We start from the raw sequence: 18610 nt of genomic DNA on the forward strand, positions 1-18610 counted from the left end.
AGTGCGCCGAAACGGTTTTGACGCACGAAAAAACAAGTGATTAACACGAGAGAGCCAATACTTTTGAAATTGGCTCTTATATATGGTCTTTCCATCTCTAATTTGCTATAATATAAGTGTAGACGTTGAAAAATACAAATCATACGGAAAGGAATATTATATATGAAAGTGAAACTGTTCGGCCGGGGAGGCGCTGTGTATTTCTTTCTGTCGGCGGCAATGGTTTTCGGCGCGGAGTCACCGAACGGAACGGAGGACGGGACGAAGAAAAGCCGCCTGGTGATTTTCAATAATGACGGTTGCGATATCCGCTATTTTTCCGAGAAGAACCCTTATTCGGTGGAAAAGTTTCTCGCTTACCGGAACACTCCTCTGCGCAAAAGCGATGTCGGCGTGGTTTCCTATTGCACGATCAGTGCCGGTTTCGGCCTTTTCTCCCACCGGTCGGAATCGGGTTGCTCACTCCTTGATTCGCCTTCCTTCGGATATACATTGCGGAAAATGAGGGAGGAGAACTCCGATCCGCTGCGGGAGGTGATTCGTTCCGCTCATGCCGCGAATCAGGAGGTGTTCTGGTCTATGCGCATGAACGACTCGCGTCACGATCAGGTTTACCGTCCGGATCGATCCATCCGGCAATATCCGGAAGTGGAACTTTTTCCGCTGCTCAAGAAGGAGCATCCGCAGTGGCTGTGCGGCAGCTGGGATCGGCAGCCTCCCTACGGAATCTGGAGTGCGGTCAATTATGAACAACCGGAGATCCGGAATTTGTGCATCTCCTTTATCCGGGAAGTGGCCCGGAATTATGAGGTCGACGGCATTGAACTTGATTTCGGCCGGGATCCGGTTCTTTTCCGCTCCGTGTGCGAAGGGCGGGAGCCAACCCCTGAGGCGGTGAATGATCTTACCGGAATGATGCGGACCATCCGGCAGGAAACCCGGCTTGCGGGACAGAGGCGCAACCGTCCGATCCGGATAGCGATCCGGGTCCCGGACAGTGCCGGATATTGTCGCAGGATCGGCATCGATCTGGAACGGTGGCTCCAGGAGGGTTTCGTCGACATTTTGATCGGTGGAACGAAAATGCATCTGGAGCCGTGGCACGTGAATGCCCGGCTCGCACAGAAATACGGAGTGAAGTTTTATGCCAATACAACCGATCCGTGGATTCCGGGAGATCAGCATCCGCTCCTGACCCGGAATCGTTCCGTGCTCCATTTTCGCGGACAGATCGCCGCGGCGTTTGCGGAGGGGGTCGACGGAATTTATTCCTACAACGAATACTGGCCGGGAACGATCAATGCCCGTTACCTTTCCGAAGTGGAGGACCGGGATGCCATGCGCAGCAGAAACAAACTTTATTTTTTCACCGCTTCCTACGATACTCCGGGCCGTTTCGTCAAGGACGGGATGAAATTCGCTTTGTTGCCGATTTTGACTCCGGCCAATCCGCTGACCATCCCGGGCGGCCGTGGTGTGGAACTTCCTCTTTACCTCGGCGAAGAAGAGGAGCACGGTGATTTCCGCCTGCTGCTCTGGAGTCCGGGAGCTGCGCCGGAGACAATGAGGGTTCGGTTCAACGGCTCTTCTCTTTCCGACGGGACCTTGTGGAAGGGGCTTCTCATTTATCCGGTTCCGGCCTCTTTGTTGAAATCGGGACAAAATTCCGTGTTGATTTCCACGGCGTCTCATGCTGCAGAGACGGTGCTGATGACGGGGAGGGAGTTGTTTGTCTATGGAAGGAATCAGGGACTCTGGCGTCGGCTTTTTGAGGGAAATGCCGGGCCGGAAGCGGAACGCATTGTGGCAGAAGGATATCGGTTGAGTGGAGCGTTATGCAATCTGGCGCATCCTCTGAACGTTGATCCGGACGGGAAAGCCGAACTCTCGTTTGAGTTGACCGTGCTGGATTCTCCTGTTCCGGATTCTGTGGTGCTGCGAGTTGCCAACGGGCGTTTTTCCGAAACGATCCGCTTTCGTCTTGATCGGGTGGAGCTGAAACATGCCCGGAAAAGCACGCCGTTCGACACTCGCCGGACACATCGCTATAAATTGATGTTTGAGGGGAAGAAACTCCGGCTTTTCGCCGATGATGCTCTGCTGCTGGAAACCGTGCTCTCCACTCCCTGCGACCGGGATCGCTCCCTGCTGGAAAAAGCGGCGCAGAAGGTCGATTTTCTGGAGTCGGGCAGTCTGCTGATCGGCTCGCTTTCCCCCGGGGAGACGGGCTGTTCCGTCTGGAAAAATCTGGTGCTTCGAAGCAGTTCCGGAACTCTTCGCGATGCGGCTCTGCTCGCCCTGCATGATCGCCTGGAGCCGGAAGTTCAGATTTACTGTGACCCCGAACCGCTTTCCGCAACAGTGAACCGGGAGATGAAAACGGTGATTCATGAGCTCAATATGCAAAACAATTCATTCCCCACCGCGCCTTTGAGCGTCGGACACCCTGAGGCCGTGTCCGCGGGGAACGGAGTATTGCTTTTTGACAACCGCAGGAGCGGCTGCTGGTTCGACCTGCCGCTTGAGTCCGGGAAAGCCCATGTGATTTATGAGACGGTCGCGACATTCCGTTGTCTGGACGACATCGCTTCGCCTCAGATTCAGTTCGTGACGAGTCTGCCGGTTCCGAATCATGACAGTTCCCGGATCTGGGGGTGGCGTTTCGGGAAAAACACCGTTTCGTTTCTCGACGGAGCGCCGGTGGCTCTGCCTCCTCCGGACCCGGATGGATTTTACCGGATCCGTATCCTGGTTGACGGAACGCGGGACTGCGGCGAACTTTACATCAATGGAGCCGATGAGCCGCTGATTCGGATTTCCGGTTACGGAATTCCCGCTGTTCCTGCAAAAATCACGTTTGGCGACAACTCTTCCGCGATCTCTGGTCGATGTGAGCTCAAGGAGTTGCGTATGAACCAGTATTCGTTGACATCCCAAAATCGGAGGTGAATTGTGATGACTGAATTTTCCACAAACAACGATTTCGTTTCCGTATTCGGCGGCCGGACGCAACGGGTGCGGGGGGCCGCGGACACACCCGAAATCTCCAACGACCCGGCAACGGTCAAAGCGGCGTTTACCTTGATCGAGCTCCTTATTGTGATTGCAATCATTGCGATATTGGCGTCGATGCTGCTGCCGGCGCTCAACAAGGCTCGCAGCCGTCGTGCCAAAGCCACGAACTGCCTCAATCAGCAGAGACAGATTGCCGCGGCCATCACGATTTATGCCGATGACTACAAAGGCGCTTTTCTGGCCAGGGCGAATGCTTCTGGAAATGACGGGTTGCCGTGGGGGTATCGTTTGACGCACAAGTACTTTGTTTCCACGCCATATATTTCCGATACGGATCTGCTGTTCTGCCCGGAAGACACGAATGTCGACCATGTCAATTTGTATTATACCAGTATCGGCATGCGTGCAGCCAATTCCATCGACAATGCCAATTATGGAAAGTCGAAATATGACCGTGGACTTGCCTTTGTCCGTTACGCGCCTTCCTGCAGCGGGGTTCTTGACGCCTATACGGTTTTTTATGCGGCCCGGTCGATCAATCCGAGTTCGAGCATTCTGCTGATAGACAACTACAATGGGAAGACGGGAGGCGCGGTGTTCTATTCCTGTTCCACGGTTGCCAACGTTCCCCAGGCCGTGGGGGCGCATTCGGGGTTCGCCAATGTTACATTCGTTGATGGACACGCTGCGGCTGTCGCCGCACAGACGCTGGGACGGTATGGAATCACCCGCTATTATCCGGGATTTGATTCGACTGTTCTGACTTTGACCGCAGAGTGAGAGAAGAACGCCATGAATCATCTGGGAATTGTTCTGTCCGGGGATGACCTTGTCGGGGTGGACTGGCCGGAATTGCTGTACAGCTTGGGATTGAACACGTTGGGAATGCACTCGTTGCTGGATCCTCCCCCCGGATTCCGGGAGAAACTCGAGCGGCGGAAAATCTCGTTCGAATATGAGATTCATTCCGGTTCCGCGCTTTTGGACCGGGCGCTGTTTTCGACGCATCAGGAGTATTTTCCACAATGGTTGCGTTCCGGACGAACCGGCGCGTACAATTTCTGCCCGAGTTCCGCGGAAGGAATGGAGATCGTGAAGCTGAACGCCGTCTCGCTGATGAGACGCCACCCCAACTCGGCCCATCGCTATTTTTTCTGGGGAGACGACGGCAAGCCCTGGTGTCACTGCCGCAAGTGTGCGAGTTATTCGATGTCGGATCTGCAGTTGCTCGTCGCCAACCGGATTGCCGAGGCTCTGGAACAGGTCGATCCCATGGCGCAGGTTGCTTATCTGGCTTATTGCGAAATGCTTGATGCTCCTGTGCGGATCAAGCCGCGCGCGAATGTATTTCTTGAATTTGCGCCCTGGTATTTTTATCCCCGCTGCCCCCGCCATTCGATCGCCGACCCGGGCTGTTCGGTGAACCGTCTCCTGTTTGAAAAGTTGCGCCGACTGCTTGCCGTGTTTCCGGCCGGGACGGCGCAGGTTCTGGAATACTGGCTCGACGTATCGATTCAGAAGCGGGAGGCCGGAGGGAAACTCGTTGCTCCGCTGCCTTATGTCTCGGAGGTCGTCGAAGCCGACATCGCCGCTTATCGGGCACTTGGAATTCGCAATTTTACGACCTTCGCCGTCGGTATGGATCAGGAGTATTTCAGACGATATGGAGATGGTGTTTTGCGGGATTACGCCAGACTTCTCCTCCCGGGTGCCGCCGGCGTTCCGTATGCCGAAAGCAGAATCTTTTCCGGAACGATTCCCGGGTGAAACGGCTAAGTCGCTCCGGTTCAGGAGAGGACGACGTTTCCAGGCACGGATGATGTCTCACGTGACTTCGCTTCGGAGGGAGTTCATTGTCGCGGAGGAATCAATGGGAACTCTGAACGCCTGGATGAAGGCACCATGATGCCGTTCGACGGTTTCGATGAATGCAGGCAACTCGTCGCCGCTTTCAGGAAAACGCCACTTCATCCCGGCTATTTCTTCCGTTTGTTATCCCCGCGACGGAACAGGCGGCGCAGAAAGACGGTAAGGGAAGGTACGGTGGAATTCTGTTTGACTGATTCCCGGAGTGCGGTGTTGCTGCCGCTCTCGTAATCGGGCTCCGGAACATGCGGATACTCTCCCGCTTTGTCCGGATGCTTCTGATCCCAGGCATCCTCGGCAACATAGAGTATCGCCTCGAATCCCAGGTCGGGATCGAGCTTTTCGCGTCGAGCCAGAATCGCTTCATAGTATTCGCGCCCGTTTACGACTGCGACACAGCGGTTGTAGAGGAATCGGTCTTCGGAAAATTTCTCCCGTTTTTCGTAATGTTTCTGCACCAGTTCCCGGCTGTCGAGCTCATGGAGTTTGCGGGCAAGAATATTGTCGAATTCAAAAATCTCCTCATCCGGCAGTCTGGCGAGAGTCTGCACTACCGGTTGCACCACCCGCCCGTCGTCTCCCTCGTGTGTCCAGTCGAGCTGCTCCAGCATTTCCCAGAATTGCTGTTCCGTCATTCAACGATTCCTTTCATTCCTGTGTGGGTGCATCAGTCATCGTTTCAGTTCCGATATTGGCAGGCCCGGCTACTTCGTCCGACGGTCCGGGAGCGCCGGATTCTGCGGATTTCCCCGGAACGACGTTCTTCGGGATTTCCGCAAGGGTCAGAGCAGTTCAGACCAGGCCGTGGTCAATGCGACTTCGCGGTTCTTCGTGTGGATCGTCGCATCGAGCACTGTGAGCAGTGTCAGAACCCGTTTCCGGGAAATGCCGCTTTGTTCCGCAAGCGTTCCCACATCGGTTCTGCCGAGCGCCCCGAGTGTCCGGAGCAGCCGTTCCGACTCGTCGACCGGCGTGATGAGCAGGAACAATCCCTGGCCGCAGAGACGCAGCCCGAGAAAAAACATGTAGGGCGAAAAAAACACAATGCGCTCGACCGGAAATTGAGAGTAATCCGAATTGCTCTCATCCTCGCGGAAGAAAAGACCATCTTCATCCCCGTGCGGAAGAAGGAATTTTCTGAAGTTCATTGCCCCGTAAATGAGGAACGCCGCCGCCAGCAACCCGCAGGCGATCAGAAACCGATACCACAGCCATTCCCCGCTCCCGGAACTGCCGGGCAAACCGCGGATTCTCGCAAAGAGACAGATCAAAACGACCACCAGCGAAACGAGCGCACTCACGACCACCGAACCGGCTCCGCCCAGAAAAAGCAGAGCCGTCCGCTTCCGGATTCCCCCGCGTAAGTCGTTTGAACGCATTACTTCTGTGAGTCGTCCCGCTCTTTTTTCAGCCGTTCCACATCCTGCTTCGAGAAAGCGATGACCTGGTCGAACTTCGCGGCGTTCGCCTGATCCGCTTCGACAAGCGATTCGTGCGCCTCGGTGACGGTTTCGGCCGTGGTCAGCAGATCGGCTTTTTTCGCAGCCGAATCGTATTCCGGGGCGGTCCCCTCCGTCTCCGTCACAAATGTGAAGAGTTTCGTCACACCGAGATCGCGCAGAAGTTTGGTCAGGAACTCCGAGGCGTTCACCAGCTCGACCTGCGCTCCCGAGCGTTTCGCCTTGAGCCCGATCATCGACAGCACCCCCATGAAGGTGCTGTCCATCGCGAGACATTCGCTCATATCCATCCGCACGCAGCGGAAATTCTCCAGCGTCCGGGCCAGTTCCCGCAGCGGAACCGCATACTCAAAATTTGCCCGCCCCGAAACCTTGATGAAATAAACATCGTCCCGGTGCGAAATCAGCAAATCGGATTCTTTCATTTGTTGGTCCCTTTCCGATTCGTTAGCGTTCGAGCACTGCCTTGATGCGGCGCACGCCGCGGCTGGAGCTCTCCTCCTTCTTGATCTTGAACACGCCAAGTTCGCCGGTGCGGTTCGCATGCGGTCCGCCGCAGATCTCCTTGCTGACGTCGCCCATCGTGTAAACCTTCACCTTCACCTTCGTATCGTATTTGTTCTCGAAGAGTCCCATCGCACCGGATTTTTTCGCGCTCTCAAGATCCATCTCCTCGCAGACGATCGGCAGGTCGCGCCGGATTGCGTCGTTCACGAGATCTTCAACCTGCTTGAGCTGTTCCGGCGTGAGCTTCTCCTCGTGCGAGAAGTCGAAGCGGAGCCGCTCGGCCGTGATGTTCGATCCCCGCTGTTCGACGTGCGTGCCGAGCACCTTGCGCAACGCCGCCTGCAGCAGGTGGGTCGCGCTGTGCAGCGCCGCGGTCGCTTCGGAACTGTCGGCGAGACCGCCTTTGAATTTCTGTTCGGCGCCCGCGCGGCTCATCTCCTGATGCTTCGCAAACGCGGCGTCGTATCCGGCACGGTCAACCTGGAACCCCTTTTCCCGGGCCATCTCCTCGGTCAGCTCGATCGGGAAACCGTAGGTCTCGTAGAGGTTGAACGCATTCTTGCCGGAGATGATCTTCTTCTCGATGTGCGCCGGAACGCGGTCGATGAGTTTCTGGAACTCGTGCGTGCCCTTTTCAAGCGTCACGGCGAACTGCTTCTCCTCCCGGGTCAGCTCTTCGCGGATGATGTCGGCCTTCTCACGCAGTTCCGGGTAGACGTCGCCGAACTCCTCGATGACCGCGTCGGCGATCTTTGCGGTGAAGGGGTCGGTGATTCCGAGCTTGCGTCCTTCGCGGATCGCACGGCGGATCAACCTCCGCAGCACGTAAGGCTGATCGACCTTGCCCGGCGTGATTCCATCCGCGAGGATGAACGTCGCGGCGCGCAGATGGTCCGCGATGATCCGCTCCGAACTCGTACGCACCTCCGGTGCGGTGGTGATTCCGCGGATCTCGTCGAGTTTTGCGAAGATCGGGGCGAAGATTTCCGTTTCGTAGCAACTCGTCTTGCCCTGCAGGATCGCGGTGACGCGTTCGAGCCCCATGCCGGTGTCGACGTTGCGCTGCGCGAGCGGTTCGAACTTGCCGTCGGCGGTTTTGTTGTACTGCATGAACACGTCATTCCAGATCTCGACCCACCGCTTGTCGGCCGGGTCGAACACCTTCGGCGCGGGCAGCGGGCCGGTCCAGTAGAACATTTCCGTGTCGGGTCCGCACGGGCCGGTGGTTCCGGCCGGTCCCCACCAGTTGTCCTTTTTGCCGAGTTTCGCGATCCGCTCCTCGGGAATCCCGTGGGAACGCCATTCGTTGAACGCCTCCTCGTCGAACGGGCAGTCGTCATCGCCCGCAAATACGGTCACGGCGAGCATTTCAACCGGGATGTTCAGATTCTCTTTCCCGGTCAGAAACTCGAAGCTCATACCGATCATCTCCTTCTTGAAATAATCGCCGAGCGACCAGTTTCCGAGCATTTCAAAGAAGGTCAGATGCACCGCGTCTCCGACCTCGTCGATGTCGCCGGTGCGGATGCACTTCTGATAATCGGTCAGCCGTTTTCCGGCCGGATGCTTCGCCCCGAGCAGATAGGGCACGAGCGGGTGCATCCCCGCCGTCGTGAAGAGGCAGGTCGGATCGTTTTCGGGGATCAGCGGTGCACTTTTGATTTCGACGTGATTGCGTTTCTTGAAAAAATCGATGTATCTGCGGCGGATTTCTGCTGCTTTCATGATGATTCCGGTATCTTCTTGTAATAAGTTGTCTGTTTGAATCTCAATCCATATAATGTATCGGATTTGTCCGTATTTTTCAAGTACCGGTTTGCGATTTTCGCGCAACCCGGGGGGCGTTTCACACATCCGGGACCAGGGAACCGCCGCGGTTGAGTGTTTTCCGGACCTCCGCGCCGTCGACTTCGGTGATCGCTTTCCCGCTGTTCAAGGCGCAGCAGGCGGCGACGCCGGCGGCTTCTCCGCACTGGTTCAAATTGACCATCACGCGCACGGCTCCGAATGAGTCGCCGTCGGCGTCGAGCATTCTCCCTGCGGCGATCAGATTCTTCGCTCCGCGCGGAACGAGGCACGAGAGCGGAATCCGGTAGAACGGCAGGAACTCCCCTTCCGGCAGCCACCGCTCCTCCCGGACAAGCGTGCGGGAACGGAAGAGCTGCCTGCTGCCGGTCAGGTGCAGGAACGAGATCGAGTCGTCCGCATTGCCGTGGATGTCAACCGGATAGGTTCCGGCGCCGATCGTGTCATGGTAACAGTTTCCGGCGAGCATCTCCTTCCCGCGGAGCGTCCCTTCCGAGATGATGTGACAGCTCTCCCGGACGCCGATTTCGGCGGGGAGTCCCAGAAGTGTGACATGCGCGTCGGGCACGGTTTCCCGGAGCAGGGAGGTCAGCGCGCGGATCTGGCGGCGCGACTCGAATTCGGCCCGCGTGATCGCATCGGCCTCCATGCAGTCGCAGTTCAGCACCCGAGTCGCCGAAAGCATGTAGACGTCCTCGCTGCCCGGAACGGCAGTCCCCCAGGAGTAGCCGCACGGCAGATCCGGGTAACGCTGCCGGTTCCGCTCGATGAGCGCCTTGAGATCGACATCCCCGGTCTTGCGGAAATTTTCGAGGAGTGCGCAGGCCGTGGGCGGCTGCGGATGTTCCGCGCGCCGCATCGGGAATCCCGCCGCCCGGCAGAGCAGGCCGTCCCCCGAGGCGTCGATGAAGAATTTTGCCGCAACGGCGAATCGGCCGGACTTGTTTTCGGCGATGACGGCGGAGATGGTTCCGTCCCCGGCCATGACCGGACGCGAGAAAAAGGTGTGAAAGAAGGTCCGGATCCCCAAATGTTCCTGCGCCAGCGCATCGAGCTCCAGCGTCAACTCGCTGCTGTTGAATGGAATACGCGGAACGTGCGGGCCTCCCTTGCGGAATTCTCCGATCGCGCCGCGTTTTTCGAGCCGCTCCATCATCTCGAAGGTCAGCCCGCCGATGATCTGCTTTTTTCCGGTGATGTCGAAGATCGAATGCCACATGCAGACGAGCCCCGCGGTTGCGGCTCCGCCGAAGCAGTTGTGCTTTTCGATGAGGACGACTTTCGCGCCGAGACGCGCCGCCCGGACGGCCGCGAAAAGTCCCGTGCAGCTTCCGCCGATGACGCAGATGTCGGCCTCTTCGAGGACGGGAATCGTCTCTGCCGGAATCGTGATTTGCTTCATGATGATCCTCCCCGGGTGATCCCGCTCAGAAGTGAGTCCGTTTCTTTTTGCCGATCGGATAGACGTTGAACCCGATTTCGTAGAGAGCCTCATGGTCGAGGATGTTCCGTCCGTCGAAAATGAAAGCCGGCTTCTCCATCGAGTCGAAGATCCGCTTGTAGTCGAGCTCCTTGAAGCAGTTCCACTCGGTCATGACCGCGATCGCATGAGCGCCTCTGGCGGCTTCGTAGGGATCGTCCACGTAGCTGATATCGCCCCCCGCGTCTGCGAGATCGATCTTCGCGTTGCCGAGTGCCTTCGGATCATGAATGCTCAATCTGGCACGTTCTTCGAGCAGCTGCACGCAGACGGCGCGGGCGGGGGATTCCCGGGTGTCGCCGGTGTCCGCCTTGAACGCGAAGCCGAAGATCGCGATCTTCTTGTCCGCGACGGTGTTGAACATCGCATCGAGCATGTTCCCGACGAAGCGGCGCGCCTGAAAATCATTCATCCGGACGACCTGTTCCCAGTATTCCGCCACCTCCGGCAGTCCGTAGTGGCCGCAGAGATAGACGAGATTCAGGATGTCTTTTTTGAAGCAGGACCCGCCGAAGCCGATGCTCGCCTTGAGGAACTTCGGTCCGATGCGGCTGTCGCGCCCGGCCGCCGCGGTCACTTCATCGATGTTCGCTTCGGTCTTTTCGCAGAGCGCCGAAATGCTGTTGACCGATGAGACCCGCTGCGCCAGAAGCGCATTCGAGACGAGTTTCGTCAATTCGCTCGACCAGAGATTCGTCGTGATGATCCGTTCACGCGGAACCCAGTGCGCGTAGATCGCGGCGATCTCCTCGACCGCGCGTTCCCCCTCAGGGGTCTCCATTCCGCCGATGAGGACGCGGTCGGGATTCTCCAGATCACGGATCGCGGTCCCCTCCGCGAGAAACTCCGGATTCGAGATGATCTGGAACTTCAGATTTTTCGTGTTCGAGTGAAGGATCCGGCTCATCGCCTGAGCCGTGCGGACCGGGAGCGTGCTCTTCTCTACGACGATCTTGTCGTTTTCGGCATATTCGACGATGCTGCGCGCGGTTTTTTCCAGAAACTGCAGGTCCGCCGCGCGTCCGGCTCCCGCACCGAAGGTCTTGGTCGGCGTATTCACGCTCACGAAGATGATGTCCGCCTCGCGGATTCCCTTCGGGATGTCGGTCGAATAGAAGAGGTTGCGTCCGCGGCAGCGGTTCACGACCTCTTCCAGGCCCGGTTCGTAGATCGGCAGCGTTCCGGAGTTCCAGGCCGCGATCCGGTCGGCGTTGATGTCGACGACGGTAACTTTGCAGTCGGGACAGCGGTCGGCGATGACCGCCATGGTCGGGCCGCCCACGTAACCGGCTCCAATGCACAGAATATGTTTCATCATTCACCTCATGGCAATTTCATGGATTCCAACGGAAAAAAACGCCATGGTGCGTGAAAACGTTTCATGGCGTTCCGGCAGACCGTTCCGGCAGCGGGTTGCGGTCTGGTTGATTCTTCTCATTTCAGCGACAAAACTCCGGATCTTCCTTGAGCAGCTGATCAAAGTATTCGATCGTCTTCGCAAGTCCCTCGCGCAGCGGCGTGGTCGCCTGCCAGTTCAGGATCTTGGCGGCTTTGGTCGTATCCGGCCGGCGCTGTCTCGGATCGTCCGACGGCAGCGGCTCACGGACGATCTTCGACTTCGATCCGGTCAGTTCGATCACCATTTCGGCCAGCTCGAGGATTGTGAATTCGGCCGGGTTGCCGATGTTGATCGGTCCGGTGATCTCCGGCGGAGTCGCCATCATCCGGATCATCGCCTCGATGAGATCGTCGCGATAGCAGAAGCTGCGGGTCTGTTCGCCGCTCCCGTAGATCGTGATGTTCTCGTTTTTCAGCGCCTGGAGGATGAAGTTGCTGACCACACGACCGTCGTTCGGATGCATGCGCGGCCCGTAGGTGTTGAAGATCCGGACGATCTTGACCGGCACGCCGCACTGCAGATTGTAGGCGAAGAAGAGTGTCTCCGCGCACCGTTTCCCCTCGTCGTAACACGAGCGCAGACCGACCGGATTCACGTTCCCCCAGTACTCTTCGACCTGCGGATGAACGGTCGGGTCGCCGTACACTTCGCTGGTCGAAGCCTGAAGCACCTTCGCTCCGGTCCGCTTGGCCAGTCCGAGCATGTTGATTGCACCGTGCACGCAGGTCTTGATCGTCTGGGCAGGATCGCGCTGATAGTGAATCGGCGAAGCGGGACAGGCGAGATTGTAGATCTCGTCCACTTCGACCACGAGCGGAAGGGTCACATCGTGCCGGATCAGTTCAAATCTATGGTTTTCAAGCAGATGCCGGATGTTTCGCTTACTGCCGGTGTAGAAGTTGTCCACACAAATTACATCATTCCCGAGCTCCAACAGCCGCTCGCAGAGGTGAGAGCCGAGAAATCCACCGCCACCGGTGACCAGAATGGTTTTGCTTTTCATTGTTTTTTCCGGAAAAAATCGTGAATGCTTTTATCTTATACAATAAACGCACAATCCGGATTTATCCACCGTTTTCCGGAAAAAAGTCCGGATTTGCCTTCAGCGCCAGCTCGATTGAGGCGGCCGCCGCGTCGGAATTCCAGGCTGATGCGGCGCGGTATGCGGCTTTTCCCATGCGGTGCAGCTGTTCTCCCGAAACCGTCCGGATGTAGTCGAACCAGAGTTCCGGGTGAGCCGAGTCGACGCTCCAGCCGTTCTCCCCGGGACGGATCAGGGAGAGCGCCGCTCCGGCATTCTCCGTTACAAGCACGGGGCGCGAGGCCGCCATCGCTTCCGTCACGGCGGCGGCGCGTATTCCCGTGCGTTCCGTTTTCGAAGGAAGGACGACGAGCTCCCCCAGGCGCCGGAGTACCGCGGGCTCCTCCCCGGGCGGGAGAAAACAGACGTGCGGCGACGTTCCCGCGAGTTCACGGAGCTCTTTTTCGAGCGGGCCGCTCCCGGCCAGTGCGAGCGTCCAGTTCGGGAGTTCACGTTCCCGCAGGCGGAACAGAAACGATTCGAGCAGAATGCCGGGGGCGTTTTCCTCGACGAACTCCCCGGCGAAAAGAAGGACACGCTCCTCATCCGGAATTCCGAGCGAGGCGCGGAGTTCCCCTGCGCGCCGTTCCCGGATCCGTTGTTCCTCCAGGGAGGCCGGATCGATCACGTGAGGCGGCAGGAAAAAGAGCCGCTTCGGTTCGATTCCGCACCGAAGTCGTTCCGTCCGGGCCGCGTCGCTCGCGTAAAAGAGGAGATCGACGCAGCGGAGAAGCCGCCGACGAAGCCGGGGGAGGGGAGCGCTCCCGAGCAGGATCGGCATCTCCGGGTGAACGCGGCGCGCGAGCCGCCGCAGGGAGGGCGTACGGAGCTCCGGCACAAAAAGAGCGTCGAAATCTGCCGCCGCAATTCCGGAGAAATCCGGTTCGCGGATGAGATACGGTCTCACCAGACCGCGTTGTTCGAGCCGCCGCAGAATCCGTTCATCGAGCGCGGCGCGCGGCGAATCGGCGACCGCGAGCCGGATGGGGGAAACGTTCATGGTTGTTTCCGGAGTTCACGATACTCAGCGATCGTGCGCCGAATCCCTTCGTCGAGCGTGATGGTCGGCCGCCAGCCGAGCGCATGGGCGCGTGACACGTCGAGCAGTTTCCGGCGCATTCCGTCGGGGGCGGCGTTGGGATCGAAGCAGATTTTTCCCCGGAATCCGGCAAATTCGGCGATCTTGCCGGCGAGTTCGCGGATCGTCAGATCATATCCGGCGCCGATGTTCACGATCTCGGGGTCATTCCGCTCGCGCAGAAAGAAGAGCACAGCGCGAGCGACATCGTCGACATGCAGGAATTCCCGCAGCACGGTTCCGGTCCCCCAGAGCGTGACTTCCGGTGCTCCCGCCTCGGCCGCTTCCACGAATCTCCGCACGAGCGCCGGGAATACGTGCGAGTGTTCGGGATCGTAGTTGTCGTTCGTTCCGTAGAGATTGCACGGCATCAGAGAAACGGTCGGAAATCCTTTCTCCTTCGAGAGATAATAACAGAGTTTATACCCGGCGATCTTCGCGAGCGCGTACCCTTCGTTCGTCGGTTCGAGCGGTCCGGAGAGCAGAGCCTCCTCGCGGATCGGCTGCGGCGCTTCGCACGGATAGATGCAGCTGCTTCCTAGAAAACAGAGTTTCCGGCAGCCGTTCCGCCATGCCGCGGAGATCACGTTGTTCTGGATTTCGAGATTGGTGAAGAGAAATCCCGCCTTGTCGAGCATGTTCGCCTTGATTCCTCCGACCTTCGCCGCCGCGAGGACGACATATTCGGGCCGTTCGGTTTCGAAAAAGGCGTCGACCGCCCGGCGGTCCGTGAGGTCGAGTTCGGCGTGCGTGCGCATCAGCAGATTCCGATACCCCTCCGCGACGAGCAGCCGCACGACCGCTGAACCGACCATGCCGCGGTGCCCCGCGACGAAGATCCGGGAGTCCCGGTTCATGGATGTGCTCATAACTCAAAACCCCGTTTCGTAGTTCGGATTGTCGAGCAGCCGCAGGTCGCCCTCGGTCATGATGCGAACCAGTTCGTGGAAACGCACCGTCGGTTCCCAGTTCAGCTGCCGCTTTGCCTTGGATGCGTCGCCGAGCAGGAAATCGACCTCGGCGGGCCGGAAGTAACGCGGATCGATCCGCACGACGGTTTTCCCGGTCACGGTGTCGATCCCGGTCTCCTCCAGGCCGGTCCCCTTCCATTCGACGGGACGGCCGACGAGCCGGAACGACTCCTCGATGAATTCGCGCACGGTATGCGACTCCCCGGTTGCGGCGACGTAGTCGTCGGGTTTTTCCTGCTGAAGCATGAGATACATCATCTTCACATAGTCGGGTGCATATCCCCAGTCGCGTTTCGCGTCGAGGTTGCCCATGTAGAGAGACTCCTGCGTGCCGCGCAGGATGCGGGCGACCGCCATCGTGATTTTGCGGGTCACGAAGGTCTCGCCCCGTCGCGGCGACTCGTGGTTGAAGAGAATTCCGTTGCTCGCGTGCAGCCCGTAGGCTTCACGGTAGTTCCGGGTAATCCAGTAGCCGTAGAGTTTTGCGACGGCGTAGGGACTGCGTGGACGGAACGGGGTCTCCTCGTTCTGCGGAGTAGCGGCGTCGCCGTAAAGTTCGCTCGTGGAGGCCTGGTAGAAACGGGCCGGAATCCCGGTCTCCCGGATCGCATCGAGCAGCCGGATCGTTCCGACCGCGTCGACGTCGGCCGTGTATTCCGGCACTTCAAACGAGACGCGCACGTGCGACTGAGCGCCGAGGTTGTAGATCTCCTGCGGCTGAATTTTTTCGAGCAGCCGGTTCAAATTGCTCGTATCCGTGAGGTCTCCGTAGTGGAGGATCAGCCGCACGTCCTTTTCGTGGAGATCCCTGTACAGATGGTCGATCCGGGCGGTGTTGAAGGTGCTTGCGCGGCGGATGATGCCGTGCACCTCGTACCCCTTTTCGAGCAGCAGTTCCGCGAGGTAGGAGCCGTCCTGCCCCGTGATTCCGGTGATGAGCGCGCGTTTCATGAAAGGCTCCCTTTCTTGCTTTTCTGAATCATCCATTCTGCCGGGCCGGCGCATTTTCCGGCCCGCGGACCGGCTGGATACCGGCCGCTCATAACCGTCCGTCCACCAGTTCGCGGGGCCACAACCCCTTGATGTCGTAGATGACGCACGAATTTTTCCGGAACGTCCGCGGATCGATCCGGCGGAACTCGTCGTGGGCGACAGCGAGCACGACCGCCTCGTATTGTGCAGGATCCTCCGCTTCGAGTGAACGGAACGAGCTGAGTTCGTAATTGCGTTTTACCTCATCCGGATCGGCCCATGGGTCGCAGACGTCGACTTTGCAGCCGAATTCGGCGAGGGTTTTCGCCACATCGGCCGCGCGGGAGTTGCGGATGTCCGGACAGTTCTCCTTGAAGGTGATTCCGAGCTGCAGCACCCGCGCTCCGAGGATCCTGCCGCCGTTGCGGATCATGAGTTTGATCGTTTCGGTCGCGGCGTAACGCCCCATGCTGTCGTTGATCCGCCGTCCCGCGAGAATCACTTCCGGATGGTATCCGAGTTCGGTCGCCTTGTGGGTCAGATAATAGGGGTCGACGCCGATGCAGTGACCGCCGACGAGTCCGGGCTGGAACTTCAGAAAATTCCACTTCGTACCGGCTGCTTCAAGCACCTCGCGAGTATCGATTCCGATCAGCCGGAAGATTTTGGCAAGTTCGTTCACGAAGGCGATGTTCAGATCGCGCTGGGAGTTTTCGATGACTTTCGCGGCCTCCGCCACCTTGAGCGAGCTCGCTCGGAAGGTTCCCGCTTTGACGACCGAGCGGTAGAGCGCATCGACCGCGTCGGCGGTCTCGGGCGTCGACCCGGAGGTGATCTTCACGATCCGCTCAAGCGTGTGCTCCCTGTCGCCGGGATTGATCCGTTCGGGACTGTATCCGCAGAAGAAGTCGCGGTTGAAAACCAGACCGCTCTCGCGCTCGATGACCGGTACGCATTGTTCCTCGGTGCAGCCGGGGTAGACCGTGCTTTCGAAGATCACGACCGCGCCGGGAGCGATGACTTTTCCAACGGTTTCGCTCGCGCGGTAGAGCGGTGTGAGGTCCGGCGTGTTGAATCGGTCCACCGGAGTCGGGACCGCGACGATGTAGAAGTCGCGCCCGCGCAGATCTTCCGGAGAGTTGCTCAAATGCAGTTTTTCAGCTGAGGCGAGCTCTTCCGGAGAGGTTTCCAGCGTGCCGTCGCGTCCGTTTTTCAACTCTTCGATCCGTGTGGTTTTCACGTCGAAACCGACGGTGTCGAATTTTCTGCCGAAGGCGACCGCCAGGGGCAGACCGACATATCCGAGACCGATCAGCGCGACTTTCGCGCTCCCGTCCGCAATTCTACCAAGCATAAAACACCTCGTTATCCTGCACGTGGCAGGCCGTATGGAAAATTTCGTCGTTTTAAATTACACCGTATTCGCCGATTTTTCAATTTTGCCCGGCGGGATGTTTTTCCCGGGAAACTCGGAACGATTCTTGCAAACGTTTTCCGGAAACAGTATATTATATGGATCTTCAAAAATTGAAATGCAGGTATTTATGAAAAGAGTGTTCCGTCTTTATTTTTCGGTTCCGCTGGTCTGGCGGATCGTAGCGGCGTTTCTGCTCGGTACGGCTGCCGGGATCGGATGCCGTTATGCGAGCGAGGAGCTTTTTTTCCGGGTTACGGCAGTTCTTGCGCCGTTCGGGACAGTGCTCATTGCGATGCTGAAAATGGTGGTGATTCCGATCATCTTCCTTTCGCTGGTGACGGGGGCGGCGAGCCTTCCGCTGCGGAAGTTCGGGCGGCTCGGCGCGTGGGTGATCGTCTGGTATCTGGCGACCTCGCTCTTTGCGAGCGTGTTCGGTACGGGGCTTGCGCTTTTTCTGAATCCGCGCATGGAGGGCGCTGCTGCGCCGAGCGCGCGGCTGCTCGGACAGGTCGATCATCTGCGCATGGGCGGTGGCGGCAGCGGCGGCGGTGCGCTTTCGCAGCTCATTGCAGATCTGTTCATGAATCCCTTCCAGGCGCTGGCGGAGGGGAAGTTCCTTTCGATTATCGTCTTTTCGATTCTCTTCGGCATCGCGGTCCGTACGGTGATCGAGGAGTCCTCCGATGGAAAACTCCGGGCGACGCTCGAATCTCTGCTCGACCTCTCACAGGCTGCGCTCAAGGCGTGTTTCCGGATGATCGACTGGATCATGGAGTATTTCCCGATCGGGGTGTTCGCGTTGAGCGCGGTGAATTTCGCGCAGTACGGGGTGGAGCTTTTCGGCCCTTATCTGCGCATTGCCGGTTGCGTGATTGTGGGAGTGATTCTGATGCTGCTGGTGATCTATCCGCTCATGGTTCTGATTGCCTGCCGGGAGAATCCGTTCCGGCTGTTGCGTGCGATTCGCGAGCCGGTGTTGACGGCGTTCCTGACCCGTTCGAGCGCGGCGGCGCTGCCGGTTTCGATGCGGGTCGCGCAGGAGGATTTGCGGATTCGCAGCGAGCTTTCGGGTTTCGCGCTGCCGCTCGGGGCGACGATCAACATGGACGGGGTCTGCATCCATTTGCCGGTGTTCGCGATTCTCGCAGCGAACCTCTTTGACATTCCGCTCGGGCTCGGAGAGATCATGGTGCTGATTCTTTCGGTGGTGTTCGCTTCGATTGGGACGGGGGGAATTCCGGGCGGGAGCATTTTCCTGCTCTTCATGGTGCTGGAGAACATGGGGCTGGCGCCGGAGCAGACCGCGATGGTGGTCGCGCTCGCGATCGGCATCAATCCGCTGCTGGACATGTTCGAGACCGCCTGCAACGTCGCGGGCGACAACATCGGCAACTATGTGATCGCACGCCGCAACGGCATGATCGGAGAAACGCATCCGTCGCCGGCCGTTTGCCGGCAGCAGGAGCAGGATATTTCCGGATTGTGAGAGTTTTCTTATTTTTTCGCTGGATGACGGTTGAAATCTGATGGAATCGGATGTACACTATACATCGGGAAA

General features: G+C 58.5%; 15 protein-coding genes. 4 read left to right on the forward strand and 11 right to left on the reverse strand.

The window, feature by feature from the left end; all coding sequences use genetic code 11:
• Window positions 1–162 precede the first annotated feature (162 nt).
• From Q0K10_RS11420 to Q0K10_RS11430, 3 genes are read left to right on the forward strand one after another with little or no spacing between them, the layout of a single operon-like run.
• Entirely contained in the window at window positions 163–2949 is a 2787-nt protein-coding gene (locus Q0K10_RS11420; protein ID WP_294507107.1) for a hypothetical protein, read from the forward strand.
• 6 nt (window positions 2950–2955) lie between these two features.
• The gene (locus Q0K10_RS11425; protein ID WP_294507109.1) at window positions 2956–3795 is read left to right on the forward strand and encodes a type II secretion system protein; all 840 of its coding nucleotides are present in this window, start codon (window positions 2956–2958) and stop codon (window positions 3793–3795) included.
• A 12-nt stretch (window positions 3796–3807) separates the two neighbouring features.
• A complete protein-coding gene (locus Q0K10_RS11430; RefSeq protein WP_294507111.1) occupies window positions 3808–4782 on the forward strand; it encodes a DUF4838 domain-containing protein in 975 nt (324 codons plus the stop codon).
• Window positions 4783–4991: 209 nt separating this feature from the next.
• Here Q0K10_RS11430 and Q0K10_RS11435 read toward each other — a convergent pair whose 3' ends face one another.
• The 11 genes from Q0K10_RS11435 to Q0K10_RS11485 form a co-directional block, all read right to left on the reverse strand.
• Entirely contained in the window at window positions 4992–5516 is a 525-nt protein-coding gene (locus Q0K10_RS11435) for a DUF4240 domain-containing protein (protein WP_294507113.1), read from the reverse strand.
• 147 nt (window positions 5517–5663) lie between these two features.
• Entirely contained in the window at window positions 5664–6260 is a 597-nt protein-coding gene (locus Q0K10_RS11440) for a hypothetical protein (protein WP_294507116.1), read from the reverse strand.
• The gene (locus tag Q0K10_RS11445) at window positions 6260–6766 is read right to left on the reverse strand and encodes an STAS domain-containing protein (RefSeq protein WP_294507119.1); all 507 of its coding nucleotides are present in this window, start codon (window positions 6764–6766) and stop codon (window positions 6260–6262) included. Before Q0K10_RS11445 ends, Q0K10_RS11440 begins: the two co-directional genes overlap by 1 nt.
• Before the next feature lie 22 nt (window positions 6767–6788).
• The gene (locus Q0K10_RS11450) at window positions 6789–8573 is read right to left on the reverse strand and encodes an alanine--tRNA ligase (protein WP_294507120.1); all 1785 of its coding nucleotides are present in this window, start codon (window positions 8571–8573) and stop codon (window positions 6789–6791) included.
• A 121-nt stretch (window positions 8574–8694) separates the two neighbouring features.
• Complete coding sequence (locus Q0K10_RS11455) at window positions 8695–10056, reverse strand: FAD-dependent oxidoreductase (protein WP_294507122.1); 1362 nt, start codon at window positions 10054–10056, stop codon at window positions 8695–8697.
• Between the two features lie 25 nt (window positions 10057–10081).
• Window positions 10082–11449: a UDP-glucose 6-dehydrogenase gene (locus Q0K10_RS11460; protein ID WP_366943002.1), complete on the reverse strand. Its 1368-nt coding sequence runs from the start codon at window positions 11447–11449 to the stop codon at window positions 10082–10084.
• Window positions 11450–11573: 124 nt separating this feature from the next.
• Window positions 11574–12536: a UDP-glucuronic acid decarboxylase family protein gene (locus Q0K10_RS11465; RefSeq protein WP_294507127.1), complete on the reverse strand. Its 963-nt coding sequence runs from the start codon at window positions 12534–12536 to the stop codon at window positions 11574–11576.
• A 61-nt stretch (window positions 12537–12597) separates the two neighbouring features.
• Complete coding sequence (locus tag Q0K10_RS11470; RefSeq protein WP_294507129.1) at window positions 12598–13614, reverse strand: glycosyltransferase; 1017 nt, start codon at window positions 13612–13614, stop codon at window positions 12598–12600.
• Window positions 13611–14549 (reverse strand): GDP-L-fucose synthase, encoded by a 939-nt coding sequence (locus Q0K10_RS11475; RefSeq protein ID WP_366943003.1) that lies wholly within the window; start codon window positions 14547–14549, stop codon window positions 13611–13613. The genes Q0K10_RS11470 and Q0K10_RS11475 overlap by 4 nt, the downstream gene beginning before the upstream one ends.
• A 15-nt stretch (window positions 14550–14564) precedes the next feature.
• Window positions 14565–15614, reverse strand: coding sequence for a GDP-mannose 4,6-dehydratase (gene gmd / locus Q0K10_RS11480; protein WP_294507134.1), 1050 nt, complete (start codon window positions 15612–15614; stop codon window positions 14565–14567).
• A gap of 88 nt (window positions 15615–15702) precedes the next feature.
• Window positions 15703–16989, reverse strand: coding sequence for a nucleotide sugar dehydrogenase (locus Q0K10_RS11485; RefSeq protein WP_294507136.1), 1287 nt, complete (start codon window positions 16987–16989; stop codon window positions 15703–15705).
• 190 nt (window positions 16990–17179) lie between these two features.
• Between Q0K10_RS11485 and Q0K10_RS11490 the strand changes: the two genes are divergently transcribed.
• Window positions 17180–18538 (forward strand): dicarboxylate/amino acid:cation symporter, encoded by a 1359-nt coding sequence (locus Q0K10_RS11490; RefSeq protein WP_294507139.1) that lies wholly within the window; start codon window positions 17180–17182, stop codon window positions 18536–18538.
• Window positions 18539–18610: the final 72 nt, after the last annotated feature.

Origin of the sequence: uncultured Victivallis sp. (genome assembly GCF_944391105.1) — a bacterium.
Lineage (GTDB): Bacteria > Verrucomicrobiota > Lentisphaeria > Victivallales > Victivallaceae > Victivallis.

What these genes read in the sequence shown, in the direction of transcription:
- Q0K10_RS11420 (WP_294507107.1), top strand. Translation starts at nt 163, where the DNA reads ATGAAAGTGAAACTGTTCGGCCGGGGAGGCGCTGTGTATTTCTTTCTG.
- Q0K10_RS11425 (WP_294507109.1), top strand. Translation starts at nt 2,956, where the DNA reads ATGACTGAATTTTCCACAAACAACGATTTCGTTTCCGTATTCGGCGGC.
- Q0K10_RS11430 (WP_294507111.1), top strand. Translation starts at nt 3,808, where the DNA reads ATGAATCATCTGGGAATTGTTCTGTCCGGGGATGACCTTGTCGGGGTG.
- Q0K10_RS11435 (WP_294507113.1), bottom strand. Translation starts at nt 5,516, where the DNA reads ATGACGGAACAGCAATTCTGGGAAATGCTGGAGCAGCTCGACTGGACA.
- Q0K10_RS11440 (WP_294507116.1), bottom strand. Translation starts at nt 6,260, where the DNA reads ATGCGTTCAAACGACTTACGCGGGGGAATCCGGAAGCGGACGGCTCTG.
- Q0K10_RS11445 (WP_294507119.1), bottom strand. Translation starts at nt 6,766, where the DNA reads ATGAAAGAATCCGATTTGCTGATTTCGCACCGGGACGATGTTTATTTC.
- Q0K10_RS11450 (WP_294507120.1), bottom strand. Translation starts at nt 8,573, where the DNA reads ATGAAAGCAGCAGAAATCCGCCGCAGATACATCGATTTTTTCAAGAAA.
- Q0K10_RS11455 (WP_294507122.1), bottom strand. Translation starts at nt 10,056, where the DNA reads ATGAAGCAAATCACGATTCCGGCAGAGACGATTCCCGTCCTCGAAGAG.
- Q0K10_RS11460 (WP_366943002.1), bottom strand. Translation starts at nt 11,449, where the DNA reads ATGAAACATATTCTGTGCATTGGAGCCGGTTACGTGGGCGGCCCGACC.
- Q0K10_RS11465 (WP_294507127.1), bottom strand. Translation starts at nt 12,536, where the DNA reads ATGAAAAGCAAAACCATTCTGGTCACCGGTGGCGGTGGATTTCTCGGC.
- Q0K10_RS11470 (WP_294507129.1), bottom strand. Translation starts at nt 13,614, where the DNA reads ATGAACGTTTCCCCCATCCGGCTCGCGGTCGCCGATTCGCCGCGCGCC.
- Q0K10_RS11475 (WP_366943003.1), bottom strand. Translation starts at nt 14,549, where the DNA reads ATGAACCGGGACTCCCGGATCTTCGTCGCGGGGCACCGCGGCATGGTC.
- gmd (WP_294507134.1), bottom strand. Translation starts at nt 15,614, where the DNA reads ATGAAACGCGCGCTCATCACCGGAATCACGGGGCAGGACGGCTCCTAC.
- Q0K10_RS11485 (WP_294507136.1), bottom strand. Translation starts at nt 16,989, where the DNA reads ATGCTTGGTAGAATTGCGGACGGGAGCGCGAAAGTCGCGCTGATCGGT.
- Q0K10_RS11490 (WP_294507139.1), top strand. Translation starts at nt 17,180, where the DNA reads ATGAAAAGAGTGTTCCGTCTTTATTTTTCGGTTCCGCTGGTCTGGCGG.